General features: G+C 72.9%; 22 protein-coding genes. 13 read left to right on the top strand and 9 right to left on the bottom strand.

The features are described from left to right. Positions 1–5: 5 nt before the first annotated feature. The gene (locus KU893_RS21105; protein WP_218236467.1) at positions 6–1,676 is read right to left on the bottom strand and encodes a DUF885 domain-containing protein; all 1,671 of its coding nucleotides are present in this window, start codon (positions 1,674–1,676) and stop codon (positions 6–8) included. Positions 1,677–1,772: 96 nt separating this feature from the next. Here KU893_RS21105 and KU893_RS21100 point away from each other — a divergent pair, with 96 nt between their 5' ends. From KU893_RS21100 to purE, 6 genes are all read left to right on the top strand, one after another. After that, the gene (locus tag KU893_RS21100) at positions 1,773–2,594 is read left to right on the top strand and encodes a biotin--[acetyl-CoA-carboxylase] ligase (RefSeq protein ID WP_257441579.1); all 822 of its coding nucleotides are present in this window, start codon (positions 1,773–1,775) and stop codon (positions 2,592–2,594) included. Between the two features lie 36 nt (positions 2,595–2,630). Beyond that, a complete protein-coding gene (locus KU893_RS21095) occupies positions 2,631–3,152 on the top strand; it encodes a PH domain-containing protein (protein WP_218236465.1) in 522 nt (173 codons plus the stop codon). After that, positions 3,145–4,089 (top strand): adenylate/guanylate cyclase domain-containing protein, encoded by a 945-nt coding sequence (locus KU893_RS21090; RefSeq protein ID WP_218236463.1) that lies wholly within the window; start codon positions 3,145–3,147, stop codon positions 4,087–4,089. The genes KU893_RS21095 and KU893_RS21090 overlap by 8 nt, the downstream gene beginning before the upstream one ends. Positions 4,090–4,226: 137 nt before the next feature. Then, entirely contained in the window at positions 4,227–4,553 is a 327-nt protein-coding gene (locus KU893_RS21085; RefSeq protein ID WP_218236461.1) for a winged helix-turn-helix domain-containing protein, read from the top strand. Between the two features lie 27 nt (positions 4,554–4,580). Beyond that, on the top strand, positions 4,581–5,759 hold the full coding sequence (locus KU893_RS21080) for a 5-(carboxyamino)imidazole ribonucleotide synthase (RefSeq protein ID WP_218236459.1): 1,179 nt from the start codon (positions 4,581–4,583) through the stop codon (positions 5,757–5,759). A gap of 21 nt (positions 5,760–5,780) precedes the next feature. Continuing rightward, positions 5,781–6,269, top strand: coding sequence for a 5-(carboxyamino)imidazole ribonucleotide mutase (gene purE / locus KU893_RS21075; protein WP_218236456.1), 489 nt, complete (start codon positions 5,781–5,783; stop codon positions 6,267–6,269). Between the two features lie 84 nt (positions 6,270–6,353). On the opposite strand, the gene KU893_RS21070 is transcribed toward purE, so the two are convergent. Beyond that, complete coding sequence (locus KU893_RS21070; RefSeq protein ID WP_218236454.1) at positions 6,354–6,776, bottom strand: CoA-binding protein; 423 nt, start codon at positions 6,774–6,776, stop codon at positions 6,354–6,356. A gap of 49 nt (positions 6,777–6,825) precedes the next feature. Next, entirely contained in the window at positions 6,826–7,488 is a 663-nt protein-coding gene (locus KU893_RS23020; protein WP_218236452.1) for a TetR/AcrR family transcriptional regulator, read from the bottom strand. Between the two features lie 89 nt (positions 7,489–7,577). On the opposite strand from KU893_RS23020, the gene KU893_RS21060 reads away from it, so the two are divergent. The 3 genes from KU893_RS21060 to KU893_RS21050 all read left to right on the top strand — a co-directional run bounded on the left by KU893_RS21060 (position 7,578) and on the right by KU893_RS21050 (position 10,364). Then, on the top strand, positions 7,578–8,729 hold the full coding sequence (locus KU893_RS21060) for an acyl-CoA dehydrogenase family protein (RefSeq protein WP_218236567.1): 1,152 nt from the start codon (positions 7,578–7,580) through the stop codon (positions 8,727–8,729). A gap of 267 nt (positions 8,730–8,996) precedes the next feature. Then, on the top strand, positions 8,997–9,515 hold the full coding sequence (locus KU893_RS21055) for an LPXTG cell wall anchor domain-containing protein (protein WP_218236449.1): 519 nt from the start codon (positions 8,997–8,999) through the stop codon (positions 9,513–9,515). A 69-nt stretch (positions 9,516–9,584) separates the two neighbouring features. Then, the gene (locus KU893_RS21050) at positions 9,585–10,364 is read left to right on the top strand and encodes a class E sortase (protein ID WP_218236447.1); all 780 of its coding nucleotides are present in this window, start codon (positions 9,585–9,587) and stop codon (positions 10,362–10,364) included. A 285-nt stretch (positions 10,365–10,649) separates the two neighbouring features. On the opposite strand, the gene KU893_RS21045 is transcribed toward KU893_RS21050, so the two are convergent. Then, the gene (locus KU893_RS21045; protein ID WP_218236445.1) at positions 10,650–10,787 is read right to left on the bottom strand and encodes a hypothetical protein; all 138 of its coding nucleotides are present in this window, start codon (positions 10,785–10,787) and stop codon (positions 10,650–10,652) included. 340 nt (positions 10,788–11,127) lie between these two features. Beyond that, positions 11,128–12,414, bottom strand: coding sequence for a glycoside hydrolase family 6 protein (locus KU893_RS21040; protein ID WP_218236443.1), 1,287 nt, complete (start codon positions 12,412–12,414; stop codon positions 11,128–11,130). 92 nt (positions 12,415–12,506) lie between these two features. Between KU893_RS21040 and KU893_RS21035 the strand changes: the two genes are divergently transcribed. Beyond that, positions 12,507–12,650, top strand: a complete 144-nt coding sequence (locus KU893_RS21035) for a DUF1059 domain-containing protein (protein WP_218236441.1) — start codon at positions 12,507–12,509, stop codon at positions 12,648–12,650. Between the two features lie 22 nt (positions 12,651–12,672). Here KU893_RS21035 and KU893_RS21030 read toward each other — a convergent pair whose 3' ends face one another. Beyond that, a complete protein-coding gene (locus KU893_RS21030; protein ID WP_218236439.1) occupies positions 12,673–13,536 on the bottom strand; it encodes a crotonase/enoyl-CoA hydratase family protein in 864 nt (287 codons plus the stop codon). 19 nt (positions 13,537–13,555) lie between these two features. Beyond that, positions 13,556–14,770 carry an LCP family protein gene (locus KU893_RS21025; RefSeq protein WP_218236437.1) on the bottom strand — a complete coding sequence of 405 codons (1,215 nt, stop codon included), beginning with the start codon at positions 14,768–14,770 and terminating at the stop codon, positions 13,556–13,558. Positions 14,771–14,793: 23 nt separating this feature from the next. Between KU893_RS21025 and KU893_RS21020 the strand changes: the two genes are divergently transcribed. Beyond that, positions 14,794–15,300: an acyl-CoA thioesterase gene (locus KU893_RS21020; RefSeq protein WP_218236434.1), complete on the top strand. Its 507-nt coding sequence runs from the start codon at positions 14,794–14,796 to the stop codon at positions 15,298–15,300. 33 nt (positions 15,301–15,333) lie between these two features. Here KU893_RS21020 and KU893_RS21015 read toward each other — a convergent pair whose 3' ends face one another. Continuing rightward, entirely contained in the window at positions 15,334–16,218 is an 885-nt protein-coding gene (locus KU893_RS21015; protein WP_218236432.1) for a LysR family transcriptional regulator, read from the bottom strand. 88 nt (positions 16,219–16,306) lie between these two features. On the opposite strand from KU893_RS21015, the gene KU893_RS21010 reads away from it, so the two are divergent. After that, positions 16,307–17,269 (top strand): threonine ammonia-lyase, encoded by a 963-nt coding sequence (locus KU893_RS21010; RefSeq protein WP_218236430.1) that lies wholly within the window; start codon positions 16,307–16,309, stop codon positions 17,267–17,269. Positions 17,270–17,343: 74 nt separating this feature from the next. Further along, entirely contained in the window at positions 17,344–18,810 is a 1,467-nt protein-coding gene (locus tag KU893_RS21005; protein ID WP_257441576.1) for an LCP family protein, read from the top strand. A 74-nt stretch (positions 18,811–18,884) separates the two neighbouring features. Here the strand turns inward: KU893_RS21005 and KU893_RS21000 are convergent, their stop codons facing one another. Continuing rightward, complete coding sequence (locus tag KU893_RS21000) at positions 18,885–20,288, bottom strand: HNH endonuclease signature motif containing protein (protein ID WP_218236428.1); 1,404 nt, start codon at positions 20,286–20,288, stop codon at positions 18,885–18,887. Between the last annotated feature and the right edge of the window lie 282 nt (positions 20,289–20,570).

Genomic DNA, 20,570 nt, shown 5'->3' with positions numbered 1-20,570 from the left:
GGGCCTCAGAGCCGGGCGAGTGCGTCCCGCAGCGGGTCGAGGCCGAGGCCGCCGAGGTCGAGAGCCGCGGTGTGGAAGGCCTTGAGGTCGAAGCCCGCGCCGTGCCGGGCCTGCGCCGCGGCGCGGGCGTCGAGCCAGATCCGCTCGCCGACCTTGTACGACGGTGCCTGGCCCGGCCAGCCGAGGTAGCGGTTGACCTCGAAGCGCAGGGAGCCGTCGTCCATCCGCGAGTGGGCGCGCATGAACTCGTAGGCCAGGTCGGCGTCCCAGGTCTCGCCGGGTCGCCAACCGAAGGGGTTGTCGGCCGGGACGGTCAGCCCGAGGTGGACGCCGATGTCGACGACGACACGCGCGGCCCGGAAACCCTGCATGTCGAGAAACCCGAGCCGGTCGCCCGGGTCGGCGAAGTAGCCGAGCTCGTCCATCAGCCGCTCGGCGTACAGCGCCCAGCCCTCGCCGTGTCCGCTGACCCAGCACAGCAGCCGCTGCCAGCGGTTGAGCAGGTCGGCGCGGTGGACGGCCTGCGCGACCTGCAGGTGGTGGCCGGGCACGCCCTCGTGGAAGACGGTGGTCGTCTCGCGCCAGGTCGAGAAGCGCTCGTGGTCGTCGGTGAAGGAGAACCACATGGTGCCGGGGCGCGAGAAGTCCTCGGACGGCGGTGTGTACCAGGCGCCGCCGTCGTTGACGGGCGCGACCTTGCACTGCAGGGTGCGGATCGGCTCGGCGATGTCGAAGTGGACGCCGTCGAAGTCGGCCAGGATGGTGTCGGACTTGTCCTGCATCCAGGCCTGGAAGGCCTCGCGGCTGCCGCAGTCGCGCTCCGGGTCGGCGTCGAGCGCGGCCACCGCGTCGGCGACCGAGCCGCCCGGCACGATCCGCATCGCCGTGCGGGCCATGTCGTCCTCGATCCGCTTGAGCTCCTCCCAGCCCCATCGGTAGGTCTCCTCGAGGTCGACGCTGGCGCCGAGGAAGTACCGCGACGCGAGCGTGTAGTGGTCGCGGCCGACCCCGTCGACGTCGCGGCCGCGGGGGAGCAGGTCGGTCTCGACGAAGCGCCCGAACTCCGCGTACGCCGAGGAGGCGGCCGCAGCAGCCGCCGCCAGCGCGTCCCGCCTGCCGGCGGGCGCCTCGGCGACGACGCCCGCGAAGTAGTCGCCCGCGGCGCCCTCCTGACCGGTCCAGCCCCGCACCTGGCCGGCGACCTCGGCGTACTGCCGCTTGGCGGACACCCGTCCGGCGGCGGCCTCCTCGAGCAACGTGGTGCGGTAGCCCGCGAGCGCAGCCGGGACGGCGGCCAGCCGGGAGCCGATCGCGTCCCACTGATCGACGGTCTCGGTCGGCATCAGGTCGAAGACCTCGCGCACCGCGTGGATGGCGCTCGAGATCACCGAGAACTCGCTGCGCTCGACCCCGGCCTCGGCGCGCTCGACGGTGAGCCCGACCCGCTCGAGGAAGGCCGCCTTCGCGACCTCCTCGCGGTCGTCGGCGGCCTCGAGCGCGGCGACCTCGGCGAGCGCCCGGCGGTGCAGCTCCTCGCCCGCGGCGAAGCCGTCGGGGGAGAGGTCGGGCAGCTCGCCGTCGTGGCCGGGGATGCCGGCGTAGGTCGCCGTCAGCGGGTCGAGGGCGGCGAGGTCCTCGACGAACCGGTCGGTGCGGGCGTCCACGAGTCGCGTCATGACCGAAACCCTAGGAGGCCGGTCCGACAGCAGGCACCCGCAGCACCACAGCCCCCGGGGTTTCCCCGAAGCCCGGGCTGCGCCAAGGTAGAGCCCGTGACTTCCGGTTCCACCCCGACCCCCACCCGTGGACCGCTCGACGGCGACCGTCTCGCCGGCGTGTCCGAGCTGACCCCCGACCTGTCCTTCGAGCTGCTGGCCGAGGCCCCGTCGACCAACGAGGTCGCCGCGGAGCGTGCCCGGGCCGGTGCGCACGAGGGACTCGTCGTCGTCGCCGACCACCAGTCGTCGGGCCGCGGCCGCCTCGACCGCACCTGGGAGACGCCTCCGGGAACCGCGGTGACCTTCTCGCTGGTGCTGCGCCCGACGGTGCCGCCGGCGTCCTGGCCGTGGCTGCCGCTGCTGGTCGGCCACAACGTGGCGAAGGCGATCACCGCCCTCGGCTACGAGGCGAGCGTGAAGTGGCCCAACGACGTCCTCCTCGACGAGGACCGCAAGGTCGCGGGCATCCTGGTCGAGCGGGTGGAGACCCCCACCGGTCCGGCCGCGATCGTCGGGGTCGGCATCAACGTCGCGATGACCGCCGACGAGCTCCCGGTCCCGACCGCCACCAGCCTGGCCGTGGCGGCTCCCGGCGCCCCCGATCGCACGTCCGTGCTGCTCGCCGTCGTCGCCGCCGTCCGGGAGGGGTACGACGTCTGGCAGGCCGGCGGCGAGCAGGGCACGGCGCGCCTCGCGGCGTCGTACCGGTCCAACTGCGCGACCCTGGGGCGCGACGTCCGGGTCGAGCTGCCGGGCGGCGGCCAGCTGCTCGGCCGTGCCACCGACATCGACGACGACGGTCGGCTCGTGGTCACCACGGCGTCCGGCGCGGAGCGGGTCGGCGCGGGTGACGTGATCCACGTTCGCCCGACCTGAGCCGAAGACACCTCGCTTGGTGGAATGATCTGACCCGTGGCCATCTCGAAGAAGCTGCTCAACCCCGGTGAGCGCCTGATCATCAGCACCCGTCAGCACCCCAAGGCGCTGTTCGGGCCGATCCTCGCGCTCGTGGTGCTCCTGGCCGCCGGCGTCGCCGCCCAGGTCCTGCTCGACGACTCCGGCTTCCCGGGGGTGCTCACCCTCATCGTGTGGGTGCTCGTCGTGCTCGGCATCGTGTGGTTCTCGCTGCGCCCCTTCCTGGACTGGCTGACCACCGTGCACGCCTTCACCGACCGCCGGCTGATCACCCGCAACGGCATCATCACCCGCCGCGGCCACGACATCCCGCTGGCGCGGGTCAGCGACATCGCGATGGAGGTCAACCTGCTCGACCGGCCGTTCGGCTGCGGCAGCCTGCTGATCTCCGACGCGTCGACCTTCGGCACCGTGCGACTCAACGACATCCCGCACGTCGAGGCCGCCCAGCGCCAGCTCAACGAGCTGCTCCACGAGCTCCACAGCGGACCGGCCGCCCGCCGGGACGAAGGTGTCTGACACCGGTCCGGAGCGGACGGGGGAGGAGCCGGAGCTCACGGCCGCCGAGGTGGCCGACCAGGCGGGCCTGTCGCTCGACCTGACCCGCCGCCTGTTCCGCACCCTCGGCTTCGCCGAGCACGGCGACGAGCGCGCCTACACCAGTGCGGACGTCGCGGCGATGCGGATCCTCGCGGAGGGACCCGACCACGAGGCCGTCCTGCCCGAGGTCGCGCTCAACGTCACCCGCGGTATCGGCATCACCATGGCCAGGTTGGCCGACTGGGAGGTGGGTGAGCTCGTCCAGCACGTTGCCGACGGCGCGCCGGAGAACGCCGAGGACCCCGGAGCCTGGGTGACGGCCCGGCTGGGGGAGCGGTTCGAGGACCTGCTCCTCTACGCGTGGCGCCGCCACCTCGCCGCGGCCATCGCCCGGATGGAGGCGGTCCGCGCCCTCGACGACGATCCGCACACCACCGACCTCAGCGTCGGGTTCGCCGACATCGTCGGCTTCACGGCGCTGTCCAACGAGGTCTCCCGGGAACGCATCGGTGAGCTGGTCGAGGTGTTCGAGGCCCGGTGCGGCGACGTGATCGCCCGCGAGCAGGGCCGGCTGATCAAGAGCATGGGCGATGCCGTGCTGTTCGTGAACGACGACCCGATGGCCGCGTTCACCACCGCCGAGGGGATCATCAACGTGATCGGGCGCGACCCGCGGATGCCCGACGTCCGGGTCGGTCTGGCCACCGGCGGCGTCGTGCTCCGGATGGGCGATGTGTTCGGCCCGCCGGTCAACCTGGCCGCTCGGCTGACCCAGGTGGCGCGGCGCAACCGGATCATCGTCGACCACGCCACCGCCGACCTGCTGCCGGCCGAGCAGGTCGACTCGCGGGCCCTCCCCGCCCGTCCGGTCCGGGGGTTCGGCGTGGTGGAACCGGTCGCGGTCAGGCGCGCCTGAGGCTGCGGGATCCCGCCCTCCATCTCCCCTGTCCCCATCGAAAGCCGCTGGTCAGCGGCCCTTTTGGCGCGACCTCTCAATGCAAAATTCTCTGCGTTTCCCGTCGGGGGAGGCCGGTGCGTCCCTACCTTGGCCATGTGATCGAGGTGCAGGACGTCCGGGTCGACCCGTCGACCCGGCGAACGTGGCGTGGGGACCGCGAGATCCTGTTGTCGCGCAAGGAGTTCGACCTGGTGCATGCGCTGATCGCGCGCGCCGGGTCGGTGGTCAGCCGTGAGGAGCTGATGCGCGACGTGTGGGGCGTGACCTTCTGGACGTCGTCCAAGACGATCGATGTCCACCTGGGGTGGGTGAGGCGCAAGCTCGGCGACGACACCCGACAGCCGCGGCTGATCACCACGATCCGGGGCCGGGGCCTGCGCTTCGAGGTCGAGATGACGGCCGACGCCACCAGTTCGGCATAGCACGTTCGCACTGCGTAGGGTTCGGCCGTGCCGACGACCGAACCCGCGCCCCGCATCGCCGTCATCGGTGGCGGTCAGCTCGCCCGGATGATGGCCCAGCCGGCCGTCGCCCTCGGCGTACCGCTCCGTCTTCTCGCTGAGGCCGAGGGCGTCTCGGCCGCCCAGGTCATCCCCGACCAGATGGTCGGCGACTACCGCGACCTGGCGACGCTGCGCACCGTCACCGAGGGTTGCTCGGTCGTCACCTTCGACCACGAGCACGTCCCGACGGAGCACCTGCGCGCGCTCGCCGCCGACGGTGTGACCGCCCACCCGGGACCCGAGGCACTCGTCCACGCGCAGGACAAGGTCGTGATGCGGGAGGCGATGACCCGTCTCGGCGCCCCGCAGCCGCGCTGGGCCGTCGTCGCGACCGAGGCCGACGTCGAGGCGTTCGGTCTCCCGTGCGTGCTCAAGGTCTCCCGGGGTGGGTACGACGGCAAGGGGGTCTGGGTCGTGCGGACGCTCGCCGACGCGGCCGAGCCCCTGGCCGCCGCCGAGGCGACCGGGGTCCGGCTGCTCGCCGAGGAGCTCGTCGACTTCCGGCGCGAGCTCTCCGCCCTCGTCGCCCGCGCACCCAGTGGCCAGGCGGCGGCGTACCCCGTCGTCGCGACCCTCCAGGTGGACGGTGTGTGCCGGGAGGTGATCGCCCCGGCGCCCGACCTCGAGCCGGCTGCCGCGACCGCCGCCCAGGAGCTCGCGCTCCGGATCGCCGGCGAGCTGGGCGTCACCGGCATCCTCGCCGTCGAGCTGTTCGAGACCGTCGACGCCGACGGGCACAGCCACGTCCTCGTCAACGAGCTCGCGATGCGCCCCCACAACACGGGCCACTGGACCCAGGACGGCGCGGTCACCAGCCAGTTCGAGAACCACCTGCGCGCGGCCCTCGACCTGCCGCTCGGCTCGCCCGCCCCGCGCGCCCGCTGGACGGTGATGGTCAACATCCTCGGCGGCGACGATCCCGACGTCGGTCGCCTGTACGACGGCTACCGACACGTCCTCGCCCGCGACCCGGGGCTGCGCGTGCACCTCTACGGCAAGGAGCTGCGTCCGGGCCGCAAGGTGGGCCACGTCAACGTCTACGGCGACGACCTCGAGGACTGCCTCGAGCGCGGCCGGCACGCGGCCGCGTGGTTCCGAGGCGACCTCGGCGACGAGAGCGAGTAGCCAGCCCCTAGGCTCGGCCCCATGAAGGCGCGCGTGGGCATCGTGATGGGCTCCGACTCCGACTGGCCGGTGATGAAGGCCGCGGCCGAGGCGCTGCGCGAGTTCGGCATCGCCTACGAGGCCGACGTCGTCTCCGCGCACCGGATGCCGGCGGAGATGCTGGCCTACGGCCAGGAGGCTGCCGGGCGCGGGCTGTCGGTGATCATCGCCGGCGCCGGCGGCGCGGCCCACCTGCCCGGCATGCTGGCGGCGGTCACGCCCCTGCCGGTGATCGGCGTACCGGTGCCGCTGAAGTACCTCGACGGCATGGACTCGCTGCTCTCCATCGTGCAGATGCCGGCAGGGGTCCCGGTGGCCACGGTCGCCATCGGCGGGGCGCGCAACGCCGGCCTGCTCGCCGTGCGCATCCTCGCGGCGACGGATCCCGTGCTGCAGAAGCAGATGAGCAGCTTCCAGGACGAGCTGAAGCTGGCTGCCGAGGCGAAGGGCGCCGTCGTCCGGGATCAGTGACTGGATTTCGACGCGCAGTCGCGACCTCGTTCCTCGGCCGCGTGCTTGCTCAATCCTGCGGCGCCCACGCGTCGCGTTCGTTCCTCACGCGCCGCTGCGCCTCCGCCACTCGATGGCCGGGCAGGTGTCCATGACCATCGGCACACCGGCCGCCCAGGTCCGCTCGAAGGCGGCCTGGTCGACCACGCCCAGCTGGAACCACACGCCCCCGGCGCCGATGGCGACCGCCTCGTCGGCGAACCGGCCGGCGTCCTCGGAGCGACGGAACACGTCGACCACGTCGACGGGGAACGGTACGTCGGCCAGCGTCGCGTAGCCCTGCTCGCCGAGCACGACCGGTGCGGACGGGTGGATCGGCACGATCTTCTTGCCGCGCGCTTGGAGCAGCTCGGCGATCCGGTACGACGTCCGGTCGGGGTTGCTGGACAGGCCGACGACCGCCCAGGTCGTGGCCTCCTCGAGCATCCAGTCGATGGCAGTGGGGTCGAGGTGCGCGGGGGTGGTCATGAGGGTGCAACCCGGGGGGTGGCCCAGGTCTTCCCGCGGGTGGCCGGGGTCAGGACCGGCCGAGTGCCTCGCGGACGTCCCGCACCACCTGCTCGACGTCGCGGTCGCTGCCGGTGATCACGATCGTGGGCCCGCCGTCGGTGACCGGTCCGCGCAGCACGGCGAGCGCGTGGTCCAGCGCCCGGTCGACCAGGGCCCGCGTCGTCGCGGCGTCGTCGACGTCGCCGCGTAGCCACTGCCGCAGCACGTGGTTGTGGGCGATCACGACCGAGGACGCCACCAGCTCGGCGCGCAGCGGGCCGTCGGGCTCGGTGTCCAGCCAGCGGTGGACGTGCTGGGCGAACAACCGGACGTACCGCTGGACGCTGGCGATCTCACGGTCCCGGATCGCCGGCACCGTGCTGGCGAGCCGGTAGCGGGCCCGGGCGGTCTCGCCCTCGGCGAGGTAGTGGGCCAGCACCACCCCGGCCGCTTCGCGCAGCGCGACCTCGCGGCCCGCGGGCGAGGCGGTCGCGAGCCGCTCGTCCACCCGGTGCAGCAGCGCCTCGTGGTCGGGCAGCACGACGTCGTCCTTGGTGGGGAAGTGCCGGAAGAAGGTGCTCCGGCCGGTCCCTGCCTTGGCGGCGATCTCGTCGACGGTCGTGGCGTCGTACCCCTGCCCGGCGAAGAGCTCGAAGGCGGCGGCGACGAGGCGGTCGCGAGCGGTGGGCACGGGTCGACCTTAACTCGACGGGACGGAGTCTCGCCAGTACGATACTGAGTACCAACGAGACCAGGAGAGCCGTCGTGAGCGACTACCCGATGTACGCCCTGTCCGAGGAGCACCAGGCCATCCGCGAGGCCGTGCGCGCGATCTGCGACGCCAAGGTCGCGCCGTTCGCGGCCGAGGTCGACGAGCAGGCCCGCTACCCGCGCGAGGCGGCCGAGGCGCTGCGTGCGGCCGACTTCCACGCGCCCCACGTCCCGGAGGCGTACGGCGGCGCCGGGGCCGACGCCCTGGCCACCGTGCTGGTCATCGAGGAGGTCGCCCGCGCCGACGTGGCGGCCTCGCTGATCCCCGCGGTCAACAAGCTCGGCTCGCTGCCCGTCATGATCGGCGGCTCCGAGGAGCTCAAGGCGAAGTACCTACGCCGGCTCGCGGCCGGCGAGGGCTTCTCCTACTGCCTCTCGGAGCCCGACGCCGGCTCCGACGCCGCCAACCAGAAGACACGCGCCGTGCGCGACGGCGACGGCTGGGTCCTCAACGGCACCAAGCGCTGGATCACCAACGCGGGGGAGTCGGAGTTCTACACCGTGCTGGCGATGACCGACCCGGACAAGCGCAGCAAGGGCATCTCGGCCTTCGTCGTCGAGAAGTCCGACGAGGGCGTGTCCTTCGGTGCGCCGGAGAAGAAGCTCGGCATCAAGGGCTCGCCGACCCGCGAGGTCTACTTCGACAACGTCCGGATCCCCGGCGACCGGATCATCGGCGAGGAGGGCAAGGGCTTCGAGTACGCCATGAAGACCCTCGACCACACCCGCATCACCATCGCCGCCCAGGCCGTCGGCGTCGCCCAGGGAGCGCTGGACTACGCGCTCGGCTACGCCAAGGAGCGGCAGCAGTTCGGCAAGGCGATCGCCGACTTCCAGGGCCTGCAGTTCCTGCTCGCCGACATGGGCATGAAGGTCGAGGCGGCCCGCCAGCTGACCTACGCCGCCGCCGGCCGGTCCGAGCGCGGCGACAGTGACCTGACCTTCTTCGGCGCCGCGGCCAAGTGCTTCGCCTCCGACGTCGCGATGGAGGTCGCCACCAACGCGGTGCAGGTCCTCGGTGGCTACGGCTTCACCCGCGACTACCCGGTCGAGCGGATGATGCGCGACGCCAAGATCACCCAGATCTACGAGGGCACCAACCAGGTGCAGCGCATCGTGATGGCCCGCCAGCTCCTCGCCGGGGTGCAGAGCGAGCTGTGACCCGCGCGGCCCGGGGGATGTTCCCTGGGCGCCGGCTTCGCGCGAGCGCCCCGCAGCCCTCTGGGCTGCGGGGCGCTCTGCTGTCGGGACCAGCCACCCTCCGCGCCGCTGGCGGCGGCGACGAGGCAGGCGGCGACGAGGTGGAAAACCCGGGTCCGCCCGTAACGAAGGTGGCAGCGCCGACGTTGGACCCTCGAGTTCGCCCATCCACCGGGGCGATGGGCGAAGCATTCCCTTTTTCATCTTTCGGGAGATGGGGTCGTCTTGATGCGTCGTTACCTGGTCCTGGGGAGTGCCGTCGCGGCACCCCTCGCGTTCCTGTTCGCCCTGATCGGGGTGGGGAGTCCCGCGTCCGCAGATCCCTACACGCCCACCCTGCCGGCGTCGTGCCGGGTCGCCGTGCCGATCGCGCTGGTCGGCGACAGGGTCGTGGTGCGCGTCCGGGTGACTGCTGCCGGGAACCTGCAGCCGACCGGGACGGTGAGCGTCGGAGTCGACCGCACCTTCTCCACGACGGTGCGCTACGACGGCACGTCGGCGGAGGTCCACGGACCCCGGCTGAGCCGCGGTGAGCACCGGGTGCGGGTCAGCTTCGTCCCGGACGACCCGACGAAGTTCTCCGGATGCCGGGACGCCGTGACGGTCAACCTCGGCGTCGAGCGGGCCGACGCGGTCGGTGGGGCGCTTCCCGACACCGGTGGCCCGCACCTGGGACTCCTTCTCGCCGGGATCGGACTGGTGGCGGGCGGTGGTGGGCTCGTGGGGCGAGGCCGCCGCCGGACGTGACACCCGAGTGCGCACCGCGTTGGATGAGGTGGGGCCATCCGAGGCGGGGCCCCGCGAGGAGGGAGCCCCATGACGCAGACCGACCTGCCCGACGGCACCGAGCCGACAGGGCCGACCGGGACCCAGCGCGTGCGCGTGCGACGGCGCCGTTCGCGTCCCGCCGACGCCCCGGCGGCGACGGAGCCCGGGTCGAGCCGCCGCCGGATCTCGTTCTGGGCCGGCTGCGGCCTGATCCTCGCCGGCCTGGCGGTGCTGGGCTGGGTGGCCTGGCAGTTCTGGGGCACCAACTGGCAGTCCGCGCAGCGTCAGGACGACGTGCGCCGCGCGCTGCACTCCGGCTGGGGTGAGGGCCAGGACGTCGTCCGCACCGAGTTCGGCAACGCCACCGCGATCCTGCACATCTCGAAGTTCGGCAAGGACTACGCCGTCCCGGTCCTCGAGGGCTCCAGCCCGGAGGTGCTCGCCGCCGGTGTGGGCCACATGGCCGACACCGCCGACGCCGGCGCAGCCGGCAACTACGTCCTCGCCGGGCACCGGGTGACCCACGGCGAGCCCTTCGCCGAGCTGCCGTCGCTGGAGCCGGGCGACCAGGTCGTCGTCGAGACCCGAGCCGCGACCTACACCTACGTCCTCGACACCGGCGGGGAGGACCTCGTCATCCCGTTCACCCAGACCTGGGTGCTCGACCCGAAGCCGGTCAACCCGAAGGGCGGCACCCAGCCCCCGGCCGACGCGGGGGACCACCTGATCACCCTGCTCACCTGTTCGGAGATCTTCCACACCGACAACCGCTCGGTGCTCTTCGGGCACCTGGTCGAGACGACGCCGACCGACTCCGCGCTGGGGTGAGGCGGACGGGTGAGCCGGTTTGGTGACGTGTGCACTAGTCTGCTGCCAACGCACTGCCCGTCACCTTGAACGCGCCGGGTCGTTGCATGGGGAAGTTCAAGGAGGACACGTGCTCAAGAAGCTAGCTGCGCTCGGCATGCTCGCTGCCGCATTCGCGCTCGCGCCGTCGGCGCCCGCGGGTGCCGAAGACGGCTACACGGCCAAGATCCCGACCGTGAGCCACATCCAGGTCATCACCGCCGAACCGGGCAAGCCGATCGTGCTGGAGGTCAGCGCGAGCGCCGACTACCCGACGCCGCCGGCCGGCGACATCGCGGTCACGGTCTCCTCGAGCGGCACCGCCGCCCGCGGCGCGCGTGCCCTCGTGTCCAAGCCGGTGTTCACCACGACGGTGCACTTCACCGACCGGCCGATCCGGGTCACCGGCCCGCGCCTGCCGAAGGGCGCCTACCTCGCCCGGCAGGACTTCTCGCCGGACAACACGGCGCTGTTCTTGCCGTCGTCCGACTCCACCCGCTTCCGGATCGGGGCGGCCGACGGTGGCGAGCCGGGCGGCGCGCTGCCCAACACCGGTGGCCCCGACATGGCCTGGCTGCTCCTCGGCGGCGGTCTCGTCGCCGTCGGCGCCGGTGGTGTCGGCCGCGCCCCCCCCCGCCGCCCCGCGGCCGCCTCCCCCCCCCCCCCCCCCGCCGCCCGCCCCCGCGGGGGCCGCCCGGCGCTGCTTTTCCCGGGCCGCCGCGACCGCGCCCCGGGCGAGCGGGAGCTACGGCGCCGACCACCGCGTGCTGCGAGCCATGCCGAGGGCCCGGTCCGGGCCCCGCCAGTTGGCCTGCATGAACAGCCAGGGTCGGGCGAACCACATGAAGCCGTCGACGTACTTCTTCGCCTCCCGCGTCACCGCGGGAGACAGGCCCCAACGCGGGTCGCCGACGCGCGAGGTCGGCGGGATGCCGAGGGTGACGCAACCGCGGCGGTCGGCGGTGGAGCCGCAGACCCGGGCGTTGTCGTTGACCCGGCTGCCCTGTGCCTCGACCTCCGGCCACATCATCCCGTTGCCGTTCTGCGCGGTGTCGACGACGAAGTGGACGCCCTTGACGCCGCGCTGGCGCAGGATCCGGGCGAGCTCGGCGCCGTAGGCGACGCTCTCCTCGGTGCCGACGTAGTGGGTGGCGTTGAGGGCGAAGCCGCGCGCGTGGGCGATGCCGTTCGCGAGCAGCAGGTCGGCGGCCTGGGTGGCGCGGGGCGCGCCCGTCTGGGGCGTGCTGCTCCAGTCGGCGGCGCCGGCGTCGAGGTAGACGCTGGTGTGGGGCTGCGCGGAGAAGGCCTTCACGGCATAGGTGATCAACGAGCTGGTCACGGCGCGGTTCGAGCACCACCAGAACGGCAGGTCCGGCTGGAGGATCACGGCGGTGTGCTGGCGGCCGAGGGCGCGGGCGGCGTTGCTGATCCAGCGACGGTAGGTGTCCTGGGCGCCACGGGACGGCGCGCGGCCGCCGCACACGGCGTGCTCCCACGGGTCCATCCGGAAGACGGCGAGCTGGACGAGGACCTTCGGGTCGCCGCCGGACGCGTTCTCGACGTACTCGCGCACGACCGAGCCGATCCGCTCCGGCGAGCCGCTCCAGTCGCCGAGCCACAGGGACTTCGGGCGCAGCGCGATCTTGCCGAGCTGCCGCCTCGTCTCGCCGCCGGCCGACTCGTAGGCCCGCCAGGTCTGCTCGAGGTCACCCCGGTAGACGCCCCAGCGCCGCTCGGCGAGCGGGTTGTCGAGGTTCTGCAGGTGTGCCGGCTGGGCGCGCTGCCAGACCTCCTTGTCGCGGACGTAGCGCCGCTGCTTCGGGGCCTGCGGCGTCGGGGTCGGCTGCTGCACCGGCAGCGGTGGCGGGGCGGCCTCGGGAGTGGCCGTCGTCGGCGGCGCGGAGGTGGGTGCCGCCGCGGGCTCCGCGGGCGACGGCTCCTGGTCGGCACACCCGGCAAGAGCGGCGGTGGCCAGCACGGCGACGAGGGACGCGAGGGCTCGGCGGACGGGGACTCCAGGGCTCAGCAGCATCGCGTCGAGGCTAACCCGGACGGCTGCTCGTCTCGAACTCGGCGCAGCCCTAGACTGGAGCTCGCTCCTGTTCCCGCTCCCCGGAGGTCTCGATGCCCTCGTTGCGCTGCCCCTGTGCCACCACCCTGCGTGCCGACACCGACGACGAGCTCGTCGAGAAGGTGCAGGAGCACCTCGCGGCCGAGCACCCGGGTCGGGAGTACAGCCGCGAGGAGATCCTGTTCATGGCGATGTGAGCCACCGGCCCACCGGCCACGCTCACACGATCCGGGGCAGCTCGCTGGCCTTGCCGGTGAACTGCGGCGCCCGCTTCTCGAGGAACGCCGCGACGCCCTCCTTGCCGTCGCCGATCGAGGTCCAGAACATGGCCAGCGAGTCGGTGAGGTGGGCCTCGAGCGGCTCGGCGGCGGCGCTGTTGCGGTACAGCAGCTGCTTGGCCAGGCCCAGCGCGACCGGCGAGCGGTCCGTGACGAACGACCGCGCCAGCTCGTACGCCGCCGGCAGCAGATCCTCGGGCTCGTGGAGACTGCGCACCAGCCGGCCGGCGAGGGCCTGCTCGGCGGTGAGGACGTCGGCCGAGTAGACCCACTCGAGGGCCTGCTGGATGCCGACGATGCGCGGCAGGAACCAGCTCGAGCACGCCTCGGGGACGATCCCCAGCCGACCGAAGACGAACCCGATCCGGGCCTTCGTCGAGGCCAGGCGCAGGTCCATGGCCAAGGTCATGGTGGCGCCGATGCCCACCGCCGGGCCGTTGATCGCGGCGATGACCGGCTTCGGCAGCGCGTGGATCGCCAGGGTGATCTTGCCGCCGGTGTCGCGGATGCCGTCGGCGAACGGTTGCTCGTCGTACGCCGCCCGGAACTCCTCGGGCGTCGGGGACAGCGACTCGTCGAGCCCGAACACGTTGCCCTCGGCGGAGAGGTCCATGCCCGCGCAGAACGCGCGCCCCGAGCCGGTCACGACGACCGCGCGCACGGCGTCGTCGCGGGCGTCGGTGAGGAACACCTCGAGCAGCTCGCGGGCCATGGTGAGGTCGAACGCGTTGAGCGCGTCGGGGCGGTGCAGCGTCAACGTGGCGATGCCGTCGTCGTCGACGTGCCAGGTCAGGGTCTCGTACACGGGTCCTCCGGGGGTGCGGTCAGCGGGCGAGGCCGGTGGCCGTGCAGAGATCGGCGGTGATCTCGTCGGTCCGGTCAGCGGCGATCTTGCCGAACAGCTGCTTCGCGCGCGCGGTGTCCCACGTGGTGTCGGCCCGGGCGAGCGGGACGGTGCACGACTTCTCCACCTTGGTCATCGCCAGCGCCCACCTGCCGGCATCGACCGGCCCGGTCGTCGTGCCGAACCGGAAGAAGTCGGGGACCGCGGCGTTCAGCTCCCACCAACGGACCGGGTTGAGCACCGACCAGGGGGACAACACCTCCTCGCCGACCGCGGCGATCACCTCACGCTGCTGCTGGACCCGCGCGAGGTCGGAGATCGGGCTGTACTTGCGGGCCCGCGCGTAGGCCAGCGCGGTCGCGCCGTCGACCTCCTGGCAGCCCTTCTTCACGTTGAGCCCGGAGTCCTTGTCGCGGATGCGTTGCCTCGGGCAGATCTCGATCCCGCCGACCGCGTCGACCACGCCGACGAGGCCGCCGAAGCCGATCTCGACGTACTGGTCGACGCGCAGCCCGGTCGCCTTCTCCAGGGTCTGGACGAGCAGGGGGGTGCCGCCCTTGGCGTACGCCGAGTTGACCTTGCTGGTGCCGAACCCGGGGATGTCGAGCGGCGAGTCGCGCGGGATGGACACCAACGTGGTCGGGCCGTCGCCGGTGTGCAGCAGCAGGATGGTGTCGGTCAGCTCGGACGCGGCATCGCCCGTGTGGAGCTTCCGGCGCTCCTCGGGCGACAGACCGGCGCGCGAGTCGCTGCCGACGAGGAGGTACGTCGTCCCGGGTTGCTCGGCCGGCCGCTCGGCGCTCGGCTCGAAGTCGACCTTCTCGACCTTGTTCCACGCGATCAGCGGCACCGCGACCAGGAAGACCAGCCACAGCACGAGGACCAGGAGCACCAGCCGCAGGTAGGTGCGCGGCCGCGTCCACCGGCTGCGGCCCCGCGTCCGGGGAGCCGGGGCAGGAGCTGGGGACGGAGCCGGACGGCGTCCGGACGGCGGCGGCGTGCCGCCGTACTGCTGTGCGGGAGGCAGTCGGGGCGGAGGCGGCGGTGGGGTGGCGCCGGGCCGCTGCTGGACCGGGATCCGGCGGGTGGGCTCGGGGTCGGCGGAGCCCCGTCGGCCCTCCTGCGCCCCGGGGCCGTAGACCCAGTCGAAGTCCTCGCCGCCGGTGCCCCCGGTGTCGTTGCCACGCCCTGCCATGCCCATGACGCTACCGTCAGGCCGTGAGCGAAATCGTCGCGGCCCGCACGCCGTCGTACTCCCGCATCGAGCTGGCCACGCTGACCTCACGGGCGCAGGCCAACCTGCTGGGCAACATCCACGGCGGCGAGGTGGTCAAGCTGGCCGACTCCACCGCGGGGGTCGTCGCCCAGCGGCACAGCGGGGGGCCGGCCGTCACCGCCGCGCTCGACGAGATGGCGTTCCTCGAGCCGGTCCGGGTCGGCGACATCGTCCGCACCATCGGCCAGGTCAACTGGGTCGGCACCTCCTCGATGGAGATCGGGGTCCGGATCGAGACCGAGCCGTGGGACGCCGCGGGCAAGGTGCTGCACGTCGGCTCGGCCTACTTCGTGTTCGTCGCGGTCGACGCCGCGGGCCACGGGCGGCCCGTCCCGGCGCTCGAGCCCGAGACCGACGAGGACCGCCGGCGCATGCACGAGGCGCAGGTGCGTCGCGCCCACCGGCTCGCCCGGCGCCAGGAGATCGACGCGATCCGCGCCCGGAGCTGACCCGGACCTGACCCGGACCTGACCCGGAGCTGATCAGTCCCGGGGCGTGGCGACCTCGGTGAGCGCCGCGGCGACGGCGTCGACCGCGGCGGGACGCGGGGGAGCGCCGTACGTCGAGAGCTGCACCCGGCGGTGCGCCGCCAGCGGCCGTCGTACGACGTCGCGGTGCTGGTGGGCGCGCAACGCCAGGCCCGGCAGCACGCTCACCCCGAGCCCGCTCACGACGAGGGACTGGACGGCGACGTAGTCGTCGCTCGCGAACGCGATGGCCGGGGTGAAGCCGGCGTCCGCGCACAGGTGGAGCAGCTCGCGGCGGCAGCGCTCGCAGCCGGTGATCCAGCCGGTCGTCGCGTAGGCGCCGAGGTCCACGTCGCCGTCGGGCGGTGCCGCGGACGCCGGCGTGACGAGGTACAGCGGGTCGTCGACGACCGGGACCGAGGTGATCTGGTCGGGCTCGGGCTGGTCGGGGTAGGCGAAGGTGAGCGCGAGGTCGGTCTGGCCCGCGCGGAGCAGCTCGTAGGCCTCCGGCGGCTCGGCCTCGACGAGGTCGAGCTCGATGCCCGGGTGCCGGGTCGCGAGCAGGGCCAGGGCGTCCGGGACCAGGGTCGCGGCGCCCGACGGGAACGCCGCGAGCCGGACCCGCCCGGACTGGAGACTGGTCGCCGCGGCGAGCTCGGCCTCGGCCCGGGCGAGCAGGCCGAGGATCTCCTCCCCGCGGCGCGCCAGCAGCTCGCCCTCCGGGGTGAGCCGGACGCCGCGACCGACCCGCTGGAGCAGCACCGCGCCGGTCTCGGCCTCGAGCCGGCGCAGGTGGTGGGAGATGGTGGGCTGCCCGTAGTGGAGGTGGGCGGCGGCCGCCGACACCGAGCCGGTGCGGTGCACCGCCACCAGGGCCTCGAGGCGGCGCAGGTCGATCATGCCGGCAGCCTATCGTTCGATGAGGTCGATGGAACGCAGTGAAAGGAACTATTGGACCGATGAGTGGTGGGTCGTCGACGATGGAGGCATGTCGAGCGCCGACCTGACCTTCGCCGACGTCCTCGCCGCTGCCGAGGTCGTCGGCGCGCACCTGCCGCCCACCCCGCTGCAGGCGCACCCGCTCCTCGACCAGGCGCTGGGCCGTCGTGTCCTGGTCAAGCACGAGAACGTGCAGCCGACGGGCGCCTTCAAGGTCCGCGGCGGCGTGCACCTGTCCGCGACGCTGACCGAGGCGGAGCGCGCCCACGGCCTGGTCACCTGCTCGACCGGAAACCACGCGCAGTCGGTGGCGTACGGCGCCCGCCTGGCCGGCGTGCGCGCGACGATCGTGATGCCCGCCGGCGCTCCCGCCGCCAAGTGCGACGCGGTCCGTGCGCTCGGCGCCGAGGTCGTCCTCGTGGGAGCCAGTCTCGGTGAGGCCGCCGAGCACGCCCGCGCCCGCGCCGCGGAGACCGGCGCCTCGTTCGTCTGCCCGACCGACCCGCGGATCATCCTCGGTCACGCCACGGCCTACCTGGAGCTGTTCGGTCAGGCGCCCGACGTCGAGACCCTGTTCGTCCCGATCGGCAGCGGCACCGGCGCCGCCGGCGCGTGCCTGGTCCGCGACGCGCTCGCCCCCGGCTGCCGGGTGATCGGCGTGCAGTCCGCAGCCGCTCCCGCCGGCTGGCACTCGTGGCGCACCGGCCGGATCGAGGCCGCGCCCGCCACGACCCGGGCCGCCGGCCTGGCCACGACGACCGGCTACCCGCGGACCCAGGAGATCCTGCGCGCCCGGCTCGACGACTTCGTGCTGGTCGACGACGACGCCATCGACGCCGCCGCGCGGCTGCTCGCCACCTGCGCCCACACCCTGGCCGAGGGGGCGGGCGCCGCGTCGCTGGCCGCCGCCGTCGCGACCGAGAGCGAGGGCACCGTCGCCGTGGTCTGCACCGGTGGGAACGCCTCGGCCGACGAGATCGCCCGGCTGGCCGGCTCGGTCGCAGCGGCCTGAACCGGTCGCTGCGGCCTGACCGGTCGCGGCGCGTCGCCGCCGGAGTGACGCGTGGGACTGGTGATACTGGGCGGGTGCCTCAGATCCCCGTCGACGAACGCGCCGCCCGGGTGCGGTTCCGCCGGGCCCTGACCCTGATGGCCTTCACGCTCGTCGTACCGGGCTCGGCCCAGCTGCTCGCCGGCAACCGGGCGATCGGCAGGCTCGCGCTGCGGGTGTGGCTGTTCTCGCTCGGCACCCTGCTGGTGGTCGGCGCCTGGAGCTGGTTCGACAAGGGCTTCGCGCTGGGCCTGGCGTTCAGCCCCACGGTGATGCTGGTGGTCCGGCTCTACCTGATCGTCGGCGCCCTCGGCTGGGCCGCGCTCTTCGTGGACGCCTGGCGGATCGGCCAGCCGCTCAGCCTGCGCCTCCCGCACCGCCGCGCCGTGGTCGGCGTCAACGGCATCCTCTGCTTCTCGGTCGCCGGCACCCTGCTCTTCGGCGCCCACCTGGCCGCCGCTCAGCGCGAGTGGCTGACCATGTTCGCCGACGGCGACCTGGGCAGCGCCCACAACGGCCGCTACAACATCCTGCTCATCGGCGGCGACTCCGGCAACGACCGCTGGGGCCTGCGCACCGACTCGATGACCATCGCCTCCGTCGACGCCACCACCGGTCGCACGGTGATGATCGGCCTGCCGCGCAACATGCAGAACTTCCCGTTCCGCAAGGGCAGCGTGATGGCCGAGCAGTTCCCCAAGGGCTTCAACTGCGACGGCTGCTACCTCAACGGCGTCAGCACCTGGGTCGGCGACCACACCCAGCTGTTCCAGGACTCCGCCCACCCCGGCCTCGACGCCACCGTGTCCGCCATCGAGGGCATCACCGACCTGGACATCAACTACTGGGTGATGGTCAACATGCGCGGCTTCGAGCGCCTGGTCAACGCCTTCGGCGGGGTCACCCTCAACGTCCGCCAGCGGATCCCCGTCGGCGGTCTCGGCGACGACGTCACCGGCTACATCGAGCCCGGCAAGCGCAAGCTCAACGGCCATGACGCCCTCTGGTACGCCCGGGCCCGCGAGGGCTCTGACGACTACTCGCGCATGGCCCGCCAGAAGTGCGTGTTCTCCGCGATGGTCTCCCAGGTCAGCCCGGCCCAGGCGCTGACCAACTTCCAGGAGATCGCCAAGGCCTCCAGCGCCATGATCCAGACCAACATCCCCGGCGGTGCGCTGAGCGACTTCGTCCAGCTCGCCCTGCGCGCCCGGACCCAGAAGATCTCCTCGGTCTCCCTCGTCCCGCCGCGCATCGACACCGCCCACCCCGACATCGACCTGGTGCACCAGATGATCCGCAACGCCATCGACCGCGCCGAGGGTGACCTCAAGGCCGCCAAGAAGGGCAAGGCGCCGGCGCAGCCCCAGGGCGACCAGGGCGGCGGCGACAAGGCCACCGAGCAGCCCGCCCAGCAGCCCGGCACCGTCACCGGCGGGTCGCTCGGCTCGCGCAACCAGGGCTACCAGGCCAACGAGACCGACGACGTCGCGGCGGCCTGCTGACTCCACGTCCGCGACACCCGGACGTGCCGATGTCCCCGCAGCCTGTTGGTTCTGCGGGGTTCGGGGCGGGGTGGCTACTCGTCGGGCGGGTGGACGGGGTGGGTGCCGCGGTGGTCGACCCGGAACCGGAACCCGTTGGGGCTGGTCCATACGTAGGACCCGGGCATGACGATGTCGTAGCGCCAGGCGGAGTGGGTCTTCGCCCGGTGGTGGCGCCGACACAGCGCCACTTCGTTGCAGGGACAGGTCGCGCCACCCTCGCCGTAGGGGCGGTGGTGGTCGATGTCGCAGCGTTGTGCGGGTCGGGTGCAGTGCGGGAACCGGCAGCCGTGGTCGCGCAGGGCGACGCGGACCTTGTGGCGCTCGGGGATCTCGTAGGAGTCGACGGGGACGTGCTCGGCCAGGTCGATGACCGGGCGCACGATGATGGTGGTGCCCCGGGTGCGTAGCCACTCGCGGATCTGCGCGGTGCTGATCGGGCAGCGGCCTTCCTCCCATCGGCCCACGGGGTTCGCGAACGGGTTCTCCCCGGCTGCCGTGATGGAGGTGTCGGTGAGGTGGACGTTCAACACCACCTTGCGCCCCGGCACCGTGGTCCCGGTGGTTGAGCTGTCTCCGGTGGTTGAGGTGCGAGCGCCGGTCCCGGTGGTTGAGGCGCGAGCGCCGGTCCCGGTGGTTGAGGTGCGAGCGCCAGCGAGCCTCGAAACCTCCGGGCCCTCCGGGCCGGGGAGGATGAGGTCGAGGGCGAGGTCTTGGCGGGCGAGCTCGGCAGCGGCCTTGGACCGCCGCACGTCCAGCGACGAGTCGTCGCCCAGCTTCCCGAGGACCTCGGCACGCCGTGCCACCGCGAGGTTGAGGTCGTACCCGTCGGCGGCATCGAGCAGCCCGTCGAGGTGGACCAGGCCGTGCTCGTCGACCTCACCGATGTCGAAGCGCCGCTGATCCGATGCGTTCCGCCGTTCGGTCTCGGCCTGCTCGGGGTTGAACCGCAGCACCGCTTCGGTGATGAGGCGTTGGAGCTGGGCCCACCCGACGCCGGAGGCGTTGAACAGCTGCCGGTCCACGAATCCGGCCGCTTCGGCACACAAGCCGTGGGTGAGGTCGGCGATGCGTTCGGCCCGCCACGGCGCCAGTCTCCCGGCGGTCACGGCGGCGTAGACGTTGGGCAGGCGCCAGGCGCATTCGACGACCCGTCCGACGTAAGCCTTGCCACCGTCGGGGGTGCGGCCGAGGGCCGCGACGAGTTCCATGACCGCGAACTCGGAGATCAGGGGTGCTCCGTCCCCGGCGATGGGGATGCCGGTGTCGAGGTAGCCCTCGGTGATGGTGGCGGCGCCTTCGGGTCCGGTGACGATGTGGTCGCCGGCCCATTCCACGATCCCGGCCCACTCGCGGACGAGGGAGGCCTGCCGGCCTTCGACCTCGGCGCGCAGCCCGGACAGCAGTGCTGTCGAGCGGTGCTGGGTTCCGAGATCCATGACTGGATGTTCCCACCCACCCCCGACACAACCCGAGGCCGCAAGCCCGCTTGTGGACTGGCGAAACCCGATCACGGGGGTGTGGAGAACCGACGTCACGATCGGTGACCGCAGGGGCGTCGGGGACCGCAGCCCGACCGCCGAACCCGGTCCCTCGTCAACCCTCTCGTTGCTGCCTTTCGGAACGCGACCGGCTATGCGGCCGCAGCCTCCCGGACAGTTCCGGCAGCACGGCCGGAGGTTTCGAGGCTCGCTGGCGCTCGCACCTCAACCACCGGCGGG

It is taken from the genome of Nocardioides daeguensis (genome assembly GCF_019192965.1).
GTDB classification, from domain to species: Bacteria; Actinomycetota; Actinomycetes; order Propionibacteriales; family Nocardioidaceae; genus Nocardioides; species Nocardioides daeguensis.
Note: the sequence above shows the minus strand (reverse complement) of the source record. Positions and strands in the feature narration are given on the sequence as shown.

What these genes read in the sequence shown, in the direction of transcription:
- purE (WP_218236456.1), top strand. Translation starts at nt 5,781, where the DNA reads ATGAAGGCGCGCGTGGGCATCGTGATGGGCTCCGACTCCGACTGGCCG.
- KU893_RS21105 (WP_218236467.1), bottom strand. Translation starts at nt 1,676, where the DNA reads ATGACGCGACTCGTGGACGCCCGCACCGACCGGTTCGTCGAGGACCTC.
- KU893_RS21060 (WP_218236567.1), top strand. Translation starts at nt 7,578, where the DNA reads ATGTACGCCCTGTCCGAGGAGCACCAGGCCATCCGCGAGGCCGTGCGC.
- KU893_RS21015 (WP_218236432.1), bottom strand. Translation starts at nt 16,218, where the DNA reads ATGATCGACCTGCGCCGCCTCGAGGCCCTGGTGGCGGTGCACCGCACC.
- KU893_RS21055 (WP_218236449.1), top strand. Translation starts at nt 8,997, where the DNA reads ATGCGTCGTTACCTGGTCCTGGGGAGTGCCGTCGCGGCACCCCTCGCG.
- KU893_RS21050 (WP_218236447.1), top strand. Translation starts at nt 9,585, where the DNA reads ATGACGCAGACCGACCTGCCCGACGGCACCGAGCCGACAGGGCCGACC.
- KU893_RS21040 (WP_218236443.1), bottom strand. Translation starts at nt 12,414, where the DNA reads ATGCTGCTGAGCCCTGGAGTCCCCGTCCGCCGAGCCCTCGCGTCCCTC.
- KU893_RS21025 (WP_218236437.1), bottom strand. Translation starts at nt 14,770, where the DNA reads ATGGCAGGGCGTGGCAACGACACCGGGGGCACCGGCGGCGAGGACTTC.
- KU893_RS21070 (WP_218236454.1), bottom strand. Translation starts at nt 6,776, where the DNA reads ATGACCACCCCCGCGCACCTCGACCCCACTGCCATCGACTGGATGCTC.
- KU893_RS21000 (WP_218236428.1), bottom strand. Translation starts at nt 20,288, where the DNA reads ATGGATCTCGGAACCCAGCACCGCTCGACAGCACTGCTGTCCGGGCTG.
- KU893_RS21010 (WP_218236430.1), top strand. Translation starts at nt 16,307, where the DNA reads ATGTCGAGCGCCGACCTGACCTTCGCCGACGTCCTCGCCGCTGCCGAG.
- KU893_RS21035 (WP_218236441.1), top strand. Translation starts at nt 12,507, where the DNA reads ATGCCCTCGTTGCGCTGCCCCTGTGCCACCACCCTGCGTGCCGACACC.